The 16,259-nt window shown below is 38.0% G+C and carries 13 protein-coding genes and 1 other RNA gene; 11 read left to right on the top strand and 3 right to left on the bottom strand.

Annotated features, from left to right (window positions below):
* Positions 1 to 69: 69 nt before the first annotated feature.
* The 8 genes from CKV70_RS12370 to CKV70_RS12335 all read left to right on the top strand — a co-directional run bounded on the left by CKV70_RS12370 (position 70) and on the right by CKV70_RS12335 (position 11,789).
* Complete coding sequence (locus tag CKV70_RS12370; protein WP_010989995.1) at positions 70 to 3,345, top strand: TIM-barrel domain-containing protein; 3,276 nt, start codon at positions 70 to 72, stop codon at positions 3,343 to 3,345.
* A gap of 59 nt (positions 3,346 to 3,404) precedes the next feature.
* Positions 3,405 to 4,349 (top strand): lmo2445 family class 3 internalin, encoded by a 945-nt coding sequence (locus CKV70_RS12365; RefSeq protein WP_003732478.1) that lies wholly within the window; start codon positions 3,405 to 3,407, stop codon positions 4,347 to 4,349.
* A 14-nt stretch (positions 4,350 to 4,363) separates the two neighbouring features.
* Positions 4,364 to 8,296, top strand: coding sequence for a TIM-barrel domain-containing protein (locus CKV70_RS12360; RefSeq protein ID WP_014601127.1), 3,933 nt, complete (start codon positions 4,364 to 4,366; stop codon positions 8,294 to 8,296).
* 140 nt (positions 8,297 to 8,436) lie between these two features.
* Positions 8,437 to 8,806: a transfer-messenger RNA gene (ssrA, locus tag CKV70_RS12355) on the top strand.
* Positions 8,807 to 9,245: 439 nt separating this feature from the next.
* Positions 9,246 to 9,665: a hypothetical protein gene (locus CKV70_RS12350; protein WP_003733912.1), complete on the top strand. Its 420-nt coding sequence runs from the start codon at positions 9,246 to 9,248 to the stop codon at positions 9,663 to 9,665.
* Positions 9,666 to 9,840: 175 nt separating this feature from the next.
* A complete protein-coding gene (locus CKV70_RS12345; protein ID WP_003723344.1) occupies positions 9,841 to 10,410 on the top strand; it encodes a YdcF family protein in 570 nt (189 codons plus the stop codon).
* A 44-nt stretch (positions 10,411 to 10,454) separates the two neighbouring features.
* Positions 10,455 to 11,351 (top strand): helix-turn-helix transcriptional regulator, encoded by an 897-nt coding sequence (locus CKV70_RS12340; RefSeq protein ID WP_014601126.1) that lies wholly within the window; start codon positions 10,455 to 10,457, stop codon positions 11,349 to 11,351.
* A gap of 54 nt (positions 11,352 to 11,405) precedes the next feature.
* A complete protein-coding gene (locus CKV70_RS12335; RefSeq protein WP_003723342.1) occupies positions 11,406 to 11,789 on the top strand; it encodes a GyrI-like domain-containing protein in 384 nt (127 codons plus the stop codon).
* A gap of 31 nt (positions 11,790 to 11,820) precedes the next feature.
* On the opposite strand, the gene CKV70_RS12330 is transcribed toward CKV70_RS12335, so the two are convergent.
* Positions 11,821 to 12,162 (bottom strand): YxeA family protein, encoded by a 342-nt coding sequence (locus CKV70_RS12330; protein ID WP_009925285.1) that lies wholly within the window; start codon positions 12,160 to 12,162, stop codon positions 11,821 to 11,823.
* A 123-nt stretch (positions 12,163 to 12,285) separates the two neighbouring features.
* On the opposite strand from CKV70_RS12330, the gene CKV70_RS12325 reads away from it, so the two are divergent.
* Entirely contained in the window at positions 12,286 to 12,798 is a 513-nt protein-coding gene (locus CKV70_RS12325; protein WP_003723340.1) for a ClbS/DfsB family four-helix bundle protein, read from the top strand.
* A 22-nt stretch (positions 12,799 to 12,820) separates the two neighbouring features.
* Here CKV70_RS12325 and CKV70_RS12320 read toward each other — a convergent pair whose 3' ends face one another.
* Complete coding sequence (locus CKV70_RS12320) at positions 12,821 to 13,231, bottom strand: VOC family protein (RefSeq protein WP_003723339.1); 411 nt, start codon at positions 13,229 to 13,231, stop codon at positions 12,821 to 12,823.
* Between the two features lie 266 nt (positions 13,232 to 13,497).
* On the opposite strand from CKV70_RS12320, the gene licT reads away from it, so the two are divergent.
* A complete protein-coding gene (gene licT, locus CKV70_RS12315; RefSeq protein WP_003723338.1) occupies positions 13,498 to 14,355 on the top strand; it encodes a BglG family transcription antiterminator LicT in 858 nt (285 codons plus the stop codon).
* 63 nt (positions 14,356 to 14,418) lie between these two features.
* Here the strand turns inward: licT and CKV70_RS12310 are convergent, their stop codons facing one another.
* The gene (locus CKV70_RS12310; protein ID WP_003723337.1) at positions 14,419 to 14,724 is read right to left on the bottom strand and encodes an SdpI family protein; all 306 of its coding nucleotides are present in this window, start codon (positions 14,722 to 14,724) and stop codon (positions 14,419 to 14,421) included.
* Between the two features lie 126 nt (positions 14,725 to 14,850).
* Between CKV70_RS12310 and CKV70_RS12305 the strand changes: the two genes are divergently transcribed.
* A complete protein-coding gene (locus CKV70_RS12305) occupies positions 14,851 to 16,254 on the top strand; it encodes a glutamate decarboxylase (RefSeq protein ID WP_012951999.1) in 1,404 nt (467 codons plus the stop codon).
* Positions 16,255 to 16,259: the final 5 nt, after the last annotated feature.

Here is a 16,259-nt window from a genome sequence, read left to right as displayed (position 1 = left end):
TTTTGCAAAATAACACATCGAAAGTAGTATATTTTTATTAAAAAAGGTGAATTAAGGGAGGAAAGTGAGATGAAGCGAAGAACGAGAAAATGCAGTTTGGTTTTTATTCTGGGGATATTAATTTTTAGTTGTTTAAGTGGATTTGGAACGAATGTTTTCGCAATGGACGGGGAATATCACTCGCCTTATGGGGATGATGATTTATACACAGTTCAGCCGACAGAACGATCGCCAAGAGATCCAAAAGCTGGCGAAGATGTCATTCTAAATATTACCACTTGGCCAATTGAAAATGGACAAGATGTTTGGGTAGAGTGGACGAAGAATGGCGTCGCGCAAGAAAACGTCACAGCTGCTTACGATTACAACAGTGGTAACAACACTTACTGGAAAGCGGACTTAGGCAAATTCGAAAAAGGCGATGAAATTACTTATACAACGAAAGGTTCAACCAATGGAGGAACTGCCTACGAAAGCGGGCCATTTACATTTTACGTAACGGATTGGGAATATGTGCAAGATGTTACTAGTGTAGTGGATAATGGCGATTCTATTACTTTGAATATGACAGCAACAGCAGGTGATTTCTCGCCGAAGTTATATCTTTCATTTGAAGATTTAGATACACTACGTATGGAACTTTCACCAACTGGTAAAGAAACGGGACATGCTGGGAAATCTGGATACACTGTAGAAGATACGGCGGAAAAAGTGACCGTAACAACCGAAGATTTAAGCATTGAAATCCAGAAATCACCTTATCGTATGGAAGTGCACCAAGCAGATGGAACTTTACTTACAAGTGAATATACAACAGCTAATAGCTTGGGTTGGTTAACAGATGGTAAAAATGTCATCAATCAATACCAAAATAACTTTATGACACCGAGCGACGAAGCCTTTTATGGTTTTGGTGAACGATATGACACAATTAACCAACGCGGAAAAGATGTAGAGACATACGTATACAATGAGTATCAAGATCAAGCGCAGACAGAAAGAACCTATTTAGCGGTACCATTTTTTGTAAGTGCTAATAAATACGGGATGTATGTTAATTCTGATTTCCATTCACAGTTCCAAATGGCTTCCAAAGTAGAAGATAAATATAGCTTTGTATTGGACAATGATGGCGATATGACGAATATGCTTGATTACTATGTCATTAGCGGGAAAGATCAAAATGATATCGTAAATAACTACACGGATATAACAGGGAAAACGACTTTGCTACCAAAGTGGGCTTTTGGACTTTGGATGTCAGCAAACGAGTGGGATAGAGAATCCGATGTAAGCTCTGCACTTTCTAATGCAAAGGCAAATGATATTCCAGCAACAGGGTTTGTATTAGAACAATGGAGTGATGAAGAAACTTACTATATTTGGAACAATGCGACCTATACAGCAAAGAAAAACGGGGAAGCATTTAGCTATGACGATTTTACTTTCAACGGGAAATGGACTGATCCTAAAGGAATGGTAGATAGTGTCCATGATGCAGGTATGAATATCGTTTTATGGCAAGTTCCAGTATTAAAAGATGATGGTACAGTATATGAACAAAGAGATAATGATGAAGAATACATGATAAGCCAGGGGTATAGTGCGGACGATGGAACAGGGGCTCCTTACCGAGTTCCGGCATCACAGTGGTTCGGAAATGGGATTTTACTAGACTTCACTAATAAAGATGCTGTAGATTGGTGGACGTCCCAGCGCGAGTATTTATTAACAGAAGTAGGGATTGACGGATTTAAGACAGATGGTGGCGAGATGGTTTGGGGACGTGATACAACTTTCTCTAACGGCGAAAAAGGACAAGAAATGAGAAACCGTTATCCAACTGACTACGTTTCGAGTTATTTTGATTTTGCGAAAAGTATTAATCCAGAAGCAGTTTCGTTTAGTCGTTCAGGAACTTCTGGTGCACAAAAATCTGGCATTTACTGGTCAGGAGATCAAACTTCCACATTTGACTCTTTCCAAGCTTCATTAAAAGCTGGACTTAGTGCTTCAACTTCAGGCGTTTCATACTGGGCGTGGGATATGGCTGGATTTACGGGAGATTATCCAACAGCGGAACTATATAAACGCGCAACAGCTATGGCAGCTTTTGCACCGATTATGCAATTCCACTCGGAAAAATCAGATCCATCGCCAAGTGAAGAACGTTCACCTTGGAATGCAGTAGCTAGAACAGGTGACGAAACTATTTTACCAACGTTCCAAAAATATCTATACACACGAATGAATTTACTTCCATACATTTATACAGCGGCAAAAGATACAGCGGATAATGGTAAGTCAATGATGCGCCAAATGGCAATGGATTATCCGGAAGATGTCAATGCACGTGATTTGGATGAGCAGTATATGTTTGGTGACGATTTACTTGTAGCACCAATCGTTCAAGAAGGCCAAACAGAAAAAGAAGTTTATTTACCAGAAGGCGAATGGGTTGATATCTGGAACGGTGGGGTTCACCCTGGTGGCGAAACAATTTCTTATTATGCCGATGTAGATACGCTTCCTGTATTTGCAAAAGCTGGAGCAATTATTCCGATGAATATGACAGATGGATACCAACTTGGTCAAAACGTCGGAAACGATTTAAAATCCTATGATAATTTAACTTTCCGAGTTTATCCATCTGGAGATAGTGAGTATAGCTTCTATGACGATGTAAACGGTGGAGAAATGCGTGACATCAGTGTTTCTGAAGACTTTGCAAATGAAAAAGTTTCCGTAGATCTTCCAGCAATGGCAGATGAAACAACTATGCAAGTTTTCAGTACGGAACCAACAAGTGTAACAATTGACGGGGCAGATGTAGCTAAAGCAGATACATTAGATGCATTTAACGAAGCAACAACTGGTTACTACTATGATACTGTACAAAACTTAACGTATGTAAAAGCAGCAGCAAAAGATGCCAAACAAGCAATCGTACTAAATGGTGTAAACCATGCACCATACGAAGCGGAATTTGGTCATCTGACAAATGTAACTACTGCAAGTGATCATGCTGGATACACTGGTACTGGTTTTGTAGCTGGCTTTGACGCAGAAAAAGAAGCGGTAGAATTTGATATTGATGCAGTAGATGGGGCTTCCGATTATACAATGGAAGTTCGCTACAGTGCGGGAGTAGAAGATGCAACAAGAACTGTATATATCAATGGTAAAAAACAACAAATTACTTTACCGAAGACGGCTAATTGGGACACTTGGAACACTGTAGAAGTTCCAGTAACCTTGCAAGCTGGTAATAACCAAGTTGTATTTGATTTTGAAGCAGATGATACAGCAGGAATTAATTTTGATCATGTAGTTATTAAAAAATAAAGAATTAGCCGCCCTTTTCATGGATAGAAAGGGTGGCTATATTGAAAGGAGTGGAATGAATGAAAAAAATAATTGGACTGACGTTTGTTGCTATTTGTTGCATTTTATTTGCACCAACAATCAAAGCACAAGCAGATACAGTTCCGTTACCAGCGCCTATTATAGAGGCTTTCCCGGTAGAAGCGATTGCTGAGGCGATTGCGGGAGAACTAGATAAAGATTCTGTGAATGACACGATTACGCAAGCAGATTTGGATACAATGACTGCCATTCCTTTACCCTCATTGGGTTTAACAGGGGAAGACCTAAGTGTGCTAAACAATGAAGTATTTACGAATGCGATTGAATTAGCGATTTGGAGTAATAATATTGGAGAACTACCTGATTTATCTGAAGCGCTTCCTGCTTTAGAAAATATTGAAGCAAATGGGGCTAATATTACGGTTTTTCCAGATGCAAACTATCCTAACTTAACCAATGTTGATTTGAGTCAAAATAATTTTGGCTTCAATATTCCAAAGTTTGTTGGAATGGAAGGACTAGTAAGTATTAACATGGAAAACGCTGGACTGTCTGGTTATATAGCGGAAGATATTTGGATGAATATGCCTAACTTAGATTCACTAATTCTTAATGAAAATCATTTAATTTCTATTCCAGAAGATATCTTTCTATCACAACAATTAGGCACACATTCATTTGCTAACCAGACAGCAACTTATCCTCCGACAACGATTAAACAAGGAGAAAATTTAAAAGTTTTTGTTCCTTTTATTTACCAAGCATTAGATTTTATCGCACCAAGCAATCACGATTTAATTATTATTAAGGACAATGGCAGAACGCTTTATGAACCACCTTATCCGACCTATGATGGTTCGTACATGTACACTATTGAAACAGCTGGCTTACAACCGGGAGAGCATTTGCTAGAAATTTCATTAGGTTATAACTCTGGAGAATATACAGGTTGGTATGATTTCCCAGTAACTATTACAGAATAAAAAGGGGCGAGATGATGAAAAAAGGTATGAAACAAGTTTGTGTCAGTTTAGCTGTTGTACCACTAGTTTGGCTGAATTTAGGGATAACCCAGCCACTACAAGTGGAAGTTAAAGCGGAAGAGACGAAGAAAAAAGAGACTCAAAAAAAAGCAAATACTGAAACTGCCAAGCAACTTAGTAAAGAAGAATATGCGAAATTAAGTGCGGAAGAAGGGCTTGGAAATGTCCTTGAAGCAACGGTGACAGACAATGTCATTACGCTTAAAATTGATAACGGGGATGAGGCGGAAGATGATTACTTGGAAATTTCCCCGCTAGCGAATAATTTACTCAAGGTGAATTTACGTCCACGCAATATCGAAAATAGTCCATCTACACCTATGATTGATCCGAATGCAACTTTCACAGCGATTGGTGCAACCATTGATTTAGAATCAGATCCAATGATTATTTCAACAGACGAATGTACGCTTGAAATTGATAAAGAGCCAGCACGAATGACTTTTAAAGATAAAAATGGGAAAACGTTATTGTCTGAATCAGCGGACGGCGGGATTTTTGATGGCGGCGTTAGATTTAAACGCGGCGCTTCTGACCATGTTTACGGTGCATACGGAATTAGCTTTAGTGACGGAGATTTGGGCATGGAGCGGGATAATACTGCTGCAGATAGTGGTAAAACAGCACAAGCGGGACAACAAGGTAATGCAGGTGGTCCGTTCATGTGGTCTACAGCAGGATATGGCTTACTTGTAGATAGTGATGGCGGCTACCCGTATTCCGTTTCAGATGAAGAAAAATTAGAGTTTTATTACGGCGATACAATTGTTGAAGGGCGTCGCTACGTGAAAGAAAATGTAGAGATGTATTTAATGTCTGGCGAGCCAGAAGAAATTATGTCATCTTATGCTGATGTAACAGGGCATACACCGATGATGCCGAAATGGTCGCTTGGATTCTCTAACTTTGAGTGGGGAACAAACGAAGCGGAATTTAGAGAAAACATTAATACGTATCGTGCGAAAGGCATCCCAATTGATTCCTTCGCGTTTGATTATGATTGGAAATTCTACGGAGATCCTACGTATGGTGGCGATTATGGTGAGTTTGCTTGGAATACAGAAAACTTCCCATCTGCCAAAGACACAACGTTAAAATCTGATATGGATGCGCTTGGTGTAAAAATGATTGGGATTACAAAACCGCGTGTCGTAACTAATTTAGAAGATGGAACAGCAACGCAACAAGGGAAAGATGCAGATGCAAATGGTTACTGGTATCCAGGGCAATCTGCATATGAAGATTATGCATTCCCTGTAACAGTTAGAAGTATTGACCCATACAATGCAGATGAACGTAATTGGTGGTGGTCACATTCTGAGGATGCCTTAGATAAAGGGATTGTTGGTTGGTGGAATGATGAAACAGACAAAGTATCTTCTAATGGAGCAGATTATTGGTTTGGTAATTTCACAACTGGATTTACATCAGAGGCCATGTATGAAGGTCAACGTGACTATACAAATGAACGTGTTTGGCAAACAGGAAGAACCTTCTATCCAGGAGCACAGCGTTATTCTACTTCTACTTGGTCCGGTGATATCGGCGTTCAGTGGAAAAAAGGAGAAGTTATTGACTGGGCAAATGGGATGCAAGAACAACCTAGTACAATGCTTTCGACTATTAACCTAGGGCAGACAAAATGGGGCATGGATACAGGTGGTTTCAACGCCAATTCAGGTCAAGTGTTAAATCCAGACCCAGAACTTTATAGTCGTTGGATGGAATTTAGTTCTCTAGTTCCAGTTTTCCGTACGCATGGTAATCAAAATCAACAACGTCAGCCTTGGTTCTACGGTGGCACGGCGGAAGAAGTAGCTAAAAGCAGCATGACTTGGCGCTATTCAATGATTCCTTATATGTATGCCTATGAACGTCAAGCATATGACTCTGGTGTTGGTCTAGTTCAACCACTTACTTTTGATAATCCTACTGATGAAAATGTAGTTAATTTAACAGATGAATGGATGTTTGGTGACGGATTACTAGCCGCGCCTGTTTTAGAAGAAGGAGCTGGTTCTCGTGATATTTATTTACCAGCAGGAACATGGATTGACTACAATCGTGGCGATGTTTACGAAGGAAATCAAACAATCAATTATGAAGTGAATGACGATGACTGGACGGATGTGCCGATGTTTGTTAAACAAGGTGCCATTATGCCAATGCAACAACCGCAAAACTATGTTGGTGAATCAGCAGTCAAAACAATTTATTTAGACACTTTTGCATCTGATAAAGAGACATCATTTACACATTACGATGACGACGGAAAATCTTTTGATTATGAAAAAGATACCTATCTAAAACAAAAAATGACTACTTCAAAAACTGCTGATACTAGTACTTTCACGATTGGTGCGAAAGAAGGAAGTTATAAAGCAGACACAGAGAATTACATTGTAAAACTACACGGAAATGCGGCTGAAAGTGTCCAAGTAAATGGCGCAGATAGCAAAGTTTATGACGATTTATCCGCTTTAGAAAATGCCGATGGTAGCGGATATGCAGTAGGTAGCGATGTTTACGGAGCAGTAACATACGTAAAAGTACCAGCTCAAGCTGATGCAGATACTGTCATTACAACTTCAGGTTCTGCAAGTATCGTACAAACAGGAACATACGAAATGGAAACAGGATCCAATTTTGCAGATACTGTTGCTGATAAACCTGTTGCAGAAAAAACGTATGTGGATGGCTACGATAAAGACGGCGCCGGAACAACTATCTATGCAAATGTAAAAGATTCTGGTGATTATAATGTGGACTTAACTTACAAAAATGCTTCCTCAGATAACCAAGCATTAAGTATTTTTGTCAATGGTGATTATGTAAAACAAACCACGCTAAAACCAAACACCGATTGGTCAGTTCAGTCCGAAACATTACCACTTTCAGCAGGGAAAAATAGTATTTCTTATAAAGTGGTAACGGACACAGGCGATAAAGCTGATCAAGTATCACTAGATAAAGTAAATATCGGTTTCACACCAACTGTAGCAAAAGTCGAAGCAGAAGAAGCGGACCTTGCAGGCACTTTAAAAGTGGCGAATGATCATTGGTTCTATAGTGGAGAAGGCTTTGTTGGTGGATTTGGAACAGCAGGAGATGAAATCAAGTTTGAAGTGGATGTACCAGCTGACGGCGAATACGTACTAAACACACGAACAGCAAATGGAACTGGCATGCCACAAACACTTGATTTATATACGAATGGTGACTACAACTCTCGCGTAACTTTCCCTTCCAAAGGTGAAAACTGGAATATTTGGTCAGATACAGAAAAAGCTGTGAACTTAAAAGCAGGAACAAATAAAATTACCTTCCTAAGAGACGGCGAAACTACTGGTAATGTAAATATTGATAGAATTCTTGTTTCGGCAGAGCCAATCAATTCACCAGTACAGTCGGAAGTAAATCTACTTGATAATGGCGGATTTGAGCGGGATGCAGCGGCAACGACCAATTGGGTAGAGTCTCATCCTGATGGGCAAGACAAAGCATACGGCGTTGATAGTGGCTCAGGTGTCAATCCTCCAGAATCACCAGCATTTGGTAAACAGAGCGCTTATTTCTACTTACCTGGCGCTTACAAACAAACACTCGCTCAACAAATCGCAGTTCCAGTTAATAATGCGAATTACGACGTTGAAGCATGGGTGAAAGTAAGCAACGATGATGCAGCAAAAGCACAAATGACGGTTAATAATTATGATAGCAGCGATGGTAAAACAATTGACTTAGTTGCAGATGACGTTTGGCATTATGTAACAATGAAGGATGTCAAAGTAACAACAGGCAATATTAATACTAGTTTCCAAATGGATTCCCCAGGAGGAACGAGCATTCATATTGATAATGTAAGGGTTATGCCATCTGCAGAATAATTCAGTGAAAATAACCATTAATTAATGGAAAACTTGTGACATGCTAAATAATAGTTGAACATTTGGCTATGTCACAAGTTTTTTCTGTTTGTAAAGCCTCGTTTTTTCCTGTATAATAACTACTGTTAGACTTTAACTCTGGGGATGTTACGGATTCGACAGGGATAGTTCGAGCTTGAGTTGCGAGTCGGGGGGATCGTCCTCGTTATCAACGTCAAAGCCAATAATAACTGGCAAAGAAAAACAAAACCTAGCTTTCGCTGCCTAATAAGCAGTAGCATAGCTGATCCTCCGTGCATCGCCCATGTGCTACGGTAAGGGTCTCACTCTAAGTGGGCTACACTAGTTAATCTCCGTCTGGGGTTAAATAGAAGAGCTTAATCAGACTAGCTGAATGGAAGCCTGTTACCGGGCCGATGTTTATGCGAAATGCTAATACGGTGACTACGCTCGTAGATATTTAAGTGCCGATATTTCTGGACGTGGGTTCGACTCCCACCATCTCCATATTTTTATGGATAATGAAAAGTGATACAAGCTGCTTTGTTAAGCTGTTTGCATCACTTTTTTATTTGGGTGCTAAACGATGGAGTCAAGAAAACAATTACGATTTTAGAATAACCATGTGGACTGAATAAATATACATATCCATTCAAATGTAATTTTTTTCTTTACTACTAAAATTAATAAAAAATGATAAATGAATAGTTTTAAATGAATGTTTTATGGCGCTTTTTGCTGTTTGATTTACAAACTGAATAATTTTTGAATAACGACCACATATAGGTGTGAAATTTATCTAAAAAGAGCAAATTCAACACATAAAGTGTAATAATTACTATAAAAAACCATTTTTTTGCTTATTTAAAACGAAGAAAAGCCATTCTTGAGCAGTTTTTTTATACATTAACTTTTTATGCTAATATGTACCAAAGGAGGAGGTTTGCTTATGTATAGATTATTAAGCATTGCATTTTTTGGAATAGCAGTAATTTGTTTGTTATTCCCTTGGATGTCTAGCGGGATAGATGCAGCAACATTTGAATTAGTATATGAGCCTGCTTATAAATTAATTTGGATGCAACCAATAATTATTGTTGGATATTTGGGATTTTTATGTACTATATTTATTCCGAAATTTCAGCGAGGTAAAAATAGAATTGTACCATTTATAGGAATTTTAATATTGGTTTTAGGTTTACTTAATTTGGCAGTTCGGCCATTATTTGGATTTGATTCATTCAACTTTAGTATTATAGATGCTTATGTCTCTGAATTAGTAGAACCAGCATTTCTCATCGCGGTGTCAGCAAGTATTTTATCTTTAATTATGTATGCGATATATTTAAAAAAGTTGGAGAATCTATGATAATACTGAATAGAATCAATCACATGTGAGTATTTTTAGTAGAACTAATAATGCAAAAACACCTCAAAACTGTTTCGGGGTGTTTTTCAAATTTCCCTTAATTTGATTATTTCTTTCTCTTTTATTTAAAATCTTCTGCTAAGCTATTAATAAAGAAGTAGGGAGGACGAACTAGATGAGGAGTCTGAGGAAAATTGTCATTATTTTAATCATAATTGGTTTTATGTATTTATTAATCGTCGCGGCCTTTATGTTTAGTGGTTCTAGGACGAAACCAAGTGAAAATGCTGATACAGTGTTGATTTTAGGTGCAAAAGTGAAGGGGAACCCAGCAGTTCCTTCATTAGTTTTGCAAGAAAGATTGGATGCGGCAGTCGCTTATTTAAACGAATATCCAAAGGCGAAAGTGATTGTTAGTGGTGGCCAAGGGGCTGATGAAAGTGCGACTGAAGCTTCCGTCATGGAAGAATATTTGGTTAATGAAGGAATTGCAAGAAAGCGGATTGAAACGGAAACGAAATCTAAGAGAACAGAAGAGAATATTAAATATAGTAATGCGAAATTTAATTTAGGAAAAACAGTGATTGTGACAAGTGATTATCATATGTATAGAGCGCTAATGTTAGCAAAACGTCAAGGAATTGATGCATCAGGCCTTCCTGCAACATCACAGACATTTGCAAAGTATAAAGGAATGATGCGAGAAGTTTTATCCATCACGTATGCATGGGTTTTTGATCACTAATAGTGCATGGTATAATAAGGCTAAAAGGTGTTGGAGGTTTTGGGGTGAAACTAGAACGGATTTTAGCAATATTAGTCATGATTTTGGAGCGAAAAGTGCTGGCAAGTGAGCTCGCTGAGAAATTTGAAGTAAGCACAAGGACGATTTATCGCGATATGGATACGCTACTTTATGCGGGATTTCCAGTTGTTGCTTTGCCAGGAAAAAACGGCGGATTCACGATGCTCGATACATATAAGCTAGCGACATTTACTTTTTCAGAGGCGGAAAAACAGATTTTGCTGGAAGCTTTAGAGGCACGTTCGGAGTTTATGCTGAATGATAGCCAAGAGATTTTGCGAGAAAAAATCACGCTGCTACAGACCGAAAAACCAACTAGTAAGCATATTTTCTTTGATTCAGCGACACAACATCGTCAGCAAATCGAAGCAGAAGTGAAACGAAAAATCGCTTATATCCAAAAAGCTTTTACGACAAATAAACAACTAAAAATCACGTATATCGCTATGAGTGGTGCAGAAACAACGCGGGAAATCTCGCCGCAAAAATTAAACTTGATGGATGGTAGTTGGTATTTAGAAGCCTATTGCCACAAAAGAGCAGCGATTCGTCATTTTAAATTAACGCGGATAACTTCATTGAAAGAAATAGGTAAAGCGATTATGTACGTCGAAGAAACGGAGTACCAGCCTGCAGAAATGAAAAGAATTGTGTTAGAATTTCCGAAAAATCAGCTCGGGAAATTGTTGGATTATTTTTTGCAAGAAGAAATGGAGACTGGAGACGATTATGTCCGTGTAAGCTTTTTCTATGATTTGGAACGCAACATCATCCCGTTTTTATTGATGTTTGGAAGTGCTGTGAAAATTTTAGAACCTGCATCGCTTCAAAAAGACTACAAATCCGAAGTGGAAAAACTTTATTTTAATTTGAATTGTTGACAGATAGTTGTCAGGTTTTGTTCGCTATAATGTTTTTAAAGGAGGCGGCAAATAATGATTTTACAAGAAAATATAGAGATTTTTGGGAAAAAGATACGTGTGAACAATGATAATTTTAGTCCGATTGCAGAGCTTTGGGGTGATGTAATGGTTGATAAACCGGCTGGAGATATTTTTGCGGTATATAGTAATTATGCCAGTGATTATAAGGGTGATTATGATTTATTGGTAGGAACAAAAGACTGGGATGAAGAGAAGAGTGTCTTAATTGAAGTAGGAGATTATTTAGTTTTTTCTGTAGATAATGCGAGTCATAAAGGCGTGGAAGAAACTTGGCAGAAGATTTGGGCGCGAGATAGTGAATTAAAACGAGCGTACAAAACAGATTTTGAATGGTATCATACGAGTGGCGAGATAGATATATATATTTCAATATGAAAAATCCCCTCGCAAGGAGGAGATTTCGTTATTATTTAAGTTTTTCTGCTGCTTTAGAGGGAACTTCTTTTTCAGGGACTTCTTCATAGGAAGTTACGCCTTTGTCTTCTTTAATATACAATTTTAAATAAGCACCTTTGCGTAAATTTTTGTCTGCAGAAAAAGTAACTTCTGTTTCTTTCCCAGCTTCATCATATGCAGGCATTGTATAGGAATAGTTGAAGCTTACGTTTTTGCCTTTTTCGCCGTCCGTTGTGATTTTAATATACGATACGTCTGCACCTATATGATTGGCATTTTTAAAGTAATATACACCGAATCCAATCCCAACGAGTAATAGTAAGCTTATAATAAGTATAACGATTTTTTTCATATCCATCATCCTTTGCAAAAGTGTTACCTTTATTGTATAGGGAAATGACATGTAAATCCCTCGCGTAAAGCGACAAAATGATAATTTAAACTTACATAATTGTTAGAAAGGGGTAATGTTTCTATGGCAAGACCAAAGAACAAAGTAGAATTACTTCAACAAAGCACGGAAAAGTACCAACAATTGAACGATTTAATCAATTCTATTCCAAAAGAAAAGCAACAGCTCACGTTTCCATTTGAAGACCGGGATAAAAATATTCGGGATGTCGTAATACATTTGCACGAATGGCATAAGATGGCGCTGGATTGGTATGAAGTTGGAATGGGTGGGAAGAAACCATTTATGCCAGCAGAAGGTTTTACGTGGAAAACGACACCAGAGCTTAATTTGGTCATTTGGCAGAAATACCAAGAGACTGATTTAGCGCAAGCGAGGGAATTACTGGATGAAACCCATAACAAAGAAATGGTTTTAATTGCAGGGCATTCGGAGGAAGAACTATTTACAAAAAAATATTATAAATGGACCAATACTACTTCACTAGGCGCCATATTTATTTCAAGTACATCTAGCCATTACGACTGGGCGATTAAAAAAATACGAAAATTCAAGAAAGCCGCTGGAATCAAATGAATTCCAACGGCTTTTTTTGTAATTATTTTAAAGCGGATTCGTCTAAATAAGCAATTTCCCATAGATGGTTGTCTAAATCAAGAAAACTTCTACTATACATGAAGTCGTAGTCTTGTGTTTCGCCTGCTTGTTTGGCGCCAATTTCAAAAGCACGGTCAACGAGTTTGTCGACGGCTTGGCGGCTATCTTGGGTGATGGTGATGAGGACTTCGCGTGCTTTTGTTGTGTCAGCGATGCCTTCTTTATGGAAAGTCTGGAAGAAATCTTCTTTCAAGAGCATGGCGAAAATATTGTCTCCGATGAGCATTTGGGTAGCATTTTCGTCTGTGAATTGCGGATTAAATTCGTAGCCAAGTTCTGTGAAAAAAGCGACGGTTGCTTGTAAATCTTTTACAGGCAAATTAATAAAAATTTGTTCCGAGCGTGTTGCCATAATTTATCACCTCCAGCCAAAAATAGCATGCAGAAAACTACATGTCAATGAATAAGTTGTGGTAAAGTAGGGAAGATATAAAGTAATCCAAAATTGAATATCAAAAACCACTTGTAATCGGTTTCTTTTTATACTATAATGTTAGAGAAAAGCATAGGATTGTTACTGCTAAGGCGGGCAAAACCTGAATTAATTCAAGTGCTATTTTGATATTAATAGCATTGGAATTAGTTTGGGTTTTTTTCTTTTGAAAGAGGTGAAAATGCATGATTATCAAAAAAATACTGAATAACAATGTTGTAATCGCCGAGGGTAAAAGTGGCAAGGAGTCTGTTGTGATGGGCCGTGGTCTTGCTTTTCAAAAGAAGATTGGCGATGAGGTGGAGGTAGCCAATATTGAGAAAACATTCGTAATGGAAACACATGAACTTTCAGAAAAGCTCTCTGAATTACTTAGCGAGATACCACTGAAACATTTACGTGTTGCGGATGATGTTGTCCAGTACGCGCAAGAAACGCTGGAAACAGATTTAAGTGACAATATTTATTTGACTCTCACGGACCATATTAACTTCGCAGTGTCACGGTATAATCAAGGTATTAATTTGAAAAACGCATTATTGTGGGAAATAAAACGATTTTATCACGCAGAATATTTGGTTGGAATGAAGGCTCTAGATTTTATCGAGCAAGAAGTTGGAATTCGTTTGGATGAGGATGAAGCTGGTTTTATCGCGCTTCACATTGTAAATGCTAGACAAGATGGACAACAGATGCATATGACTGTAGCAATGACTCAAATTGTTCAAGATATTTTAAGTATTGTTACGTATCATTATGGTATGGTTTTGGATGAAACTTCACTGAATTACACGCGTTTTATTACACATTTACAATATTTCGCACAACGGTTACTTCGAAAAGAAATTGTCGATTCCGGTGATGACTTTTTATATGAACAAGTGCAAATTAAATATCCAGAAGCTTTTAAATGTACGAAAAAAATTGACGCTTATTTGATTAATACACATCATACGGAACTAACGAGAGACGAGCGTGTCTATCTCACTATTCATATTTATCGTGTTACTGAACGCAATACAATCATAAAAGAAGAAGAGTAAAATTTTTTTGGACTTATATGTAATGGATTACAGAAAAGTACTGCTTAGCGCGGTACTTTTTTATTATAGTTTTTTTTCTACTAAAATGACGGAAAGTAATACGGCAAAAATACTTGTCGTTAATAAAATTGAGCTGCGGACAAAGGCATGCATTGGTATAAAAGCAAGTACAAGTGACAAAACTAGAAGAGAAACCCCGATAACTATCCAGTAAAATCCAAGTGATTGATGCGCTTTTTGCCAAGAGATTTCATTTTTTAAAGAGGCTTTCGTTCGATAACTAAAGCGACTTTCTTTATTTTTAGGTGGATTTATCCGGTAAATAACCCCAAGAATAATAAGCAAAAGTGGAAAAATTAAATCAAACATAACGAACCTCCTTATAAGTACCATCGTAGTATAACAAATTATTGTGAAAAATTGAACGGTTTGTCTCTGTGGTTTAATGGGTATTGGTGAGAGAAGGTGATCAGTTATTTTAAAGGAGGAAAAAAGATGCTTTATAGTGAAGACGACAAGCGAAAACAGGAAAGTTATCGAATCCCACTCTTTGGATCTGAGGAAGAAAGCACGAGTATCCCGAAATACGTATTAAAAAAGGAGCCGATGGAACCTCGCATTGCTTATCAACTTGTAAAAGATCAGTTGATGGATGAGGGAAATGCGCGGCAAAACTTAGCGACTTTTTGTCAGACATACATGGAAAAAGAGGCAGAAATACTGATGGCAGAAACGCTCGAGAAAAATGCAATTGATAAATCTGAATATCCACAAACGGCTGAACTGGAAAATCGGTGCGTCAATATATTAGCTGATTTGTGGAATGCTCCAAAAGATATGTCTTACTTGGGGACTTCGACAGTTGGGTCTTCGGAAGCTTGTATGCTTGGCGGTTTGGCAATGAAGTTTCGCTGGCGTAACAATGCGGAAAAACGAGGTCTGGATATACAGGCAAAACGACCAAACTTAATTATTTCATCAGGTTACCAAGTATGTTGGGAAAAATTCTGTGTGTACTGGGATGTCGATATGCGTGTTGTACCAATGGATAAAGACCACCTTAGTCTTGATGTGGACAAAGTGTTTGATTTGGTTGATGAGTATACAATTGGGATTGTCGGGATTTTAGGCATTACTTATACTGGTAAATTTGATGATATTCAATTATTAGATGAAAAAGTAGAAGCATACAATGAAACAAACGAACATCAATTAGTCATTCATATTGACGGAGCAAGTGGCGCGATGTTTACACCATTTGTAAATCCGGAATTACCTTGGGATTTCCGTCTTAAAAATGTTGTGTCTATAAATACTTCCGGTCATAAATACGGATTAGTTTATCCGGGTGTTGGTTGGATTTTGTGGAAAGACAAAGAATATTTACCGAAAGAGCTTATTTTTGAAGTCAGCTACTTAGGTGGTTCGATGCCGACGATGGCGATTAACTTCTCTCGTAGTGCGAGCCAAATTATTGGTCAATATTATAATTTCTTACGATATGGTTTTGAAGGTTATCGAGAAATTCATGAAAAAACAAAGAAAACAGCCCTTTACTTGGCAAAAACTGTAGAAAAAAGTGGCTATTTTGAAATTATTAATGATGGCGCTAATTTACCGATTGTTTGTTACAAAATGAAAGAAGGACTGGATGTAGAGTGGACGCTATATGACTTGGCTGATCAGCTTTTGATGAAAGGGTGGCAAGTTCCAGCCTATCCACTTCCGGCTGATTTAAGTGATACGATTATTCAACGATTTGTTTGCCGGGCGGACTTAGGCTATAACGTGGCAGAAGAGTTTGCCGCTGACTTTGCAGATGCGATTCATAATCTGGAACATGCTAGAGTGCTGTATCATGACAAAGAACGCAACGATTCATACGGATTTACGCACTAAAAAAG

Source organism: Listeria monocytogenes, assembly GCF_900187225.1.
Classification (GTDB): domain Bacteria; phylum Bacillota; class Bacilli; order Lactobacillales; family Listeriaceae; genus Listeria; species Listeria monocytogenes.
The sequence above is the reverse complement of the archived record's forward strand: the minus strand, read 5'-3'. Positions and strand labels throughout refer to the sequence as shown.

Coding starts and splice junctions, on each gene's coding strand:
- CKV70_RS12370 (WP_010989995.1), top strand. CDS start 70: ATGAAGCGAAGAACGAGAAAATGCAGTTTGGTTTTTATTCTGGGGATA.
- CKV70_RS12365 (WP_003732478.1), top strand. CDS start 3,405: ATGAAAAAAATAATTGGACTGACGTTTGTTGCTATTTGTTGCATTTTA.
- CKV70_RS12360 (WP_014601127.1), top strand. CDS start 4,364: ATGAAAAAAGGTATGAAACAAGTTTGTGTCAGTTTAGCTGTTGTACCA.
- CKV70_RS12350 (WP_003733912.1), top strand. CDS start 9,246: ATGTATAGATTATTAAGCATTGCATTTTTTGGAATAGCAGTAATTTGT.
- CKV70_RS12345 (WP_003723344.1), top strand. CDS start 9,841: ATGAGGAGTCTGAGGAAAATTGTCATTATTTTAATCATAATTGGTTTT.
- CKV70_RS12335 (WP_003723342.1), top strand. CDS start 11,406: ATGATTTTACAAGAAAATATAGAGATTTTTGGGAAAAAGATACGTGTG.
- CKV70_RS12330 (WP_009925285.1), bottom strand. CDS start 12,162: ATGAAAAAAATCGTTATACTTATTATAAGCTTACTATTACTCGTTGGG.
- CKV70_RS12325 (WP_003723340.1), top strand. CDS start 12,286: ATGGCAAGACCAAAGAACAAAGTAGAATTACTTCAACAAAGCACGGAA.
- CKV70_RS12320 (WP_003723339.1), bottom strand. CDS start 13,231: ATGGCAACACGCTCGGAACAAATTTTTATTAATTTGCCTGTAAAAGAT.
- licT (WP_003723338.1), top strand. CDS start 13,498: ATGATTATCAAAAAAATACTGAATAACAATGTTGTAATCGCCGAGGGT.
- CKV70_RS12310 (WP_003723337.1), bottom strand. CDS start 14,724: ATGTTTGATTTAATTTTTCCACTTTTGCTTATTATTCTTGGGGTTATT.
- CKV70_RS12305 (WP_012951999.1), top strand. CDS start 14,851: ATGCTTTATAGTGAAGACGACAAGCGAAAACAGGAAAGTTATCGAATC.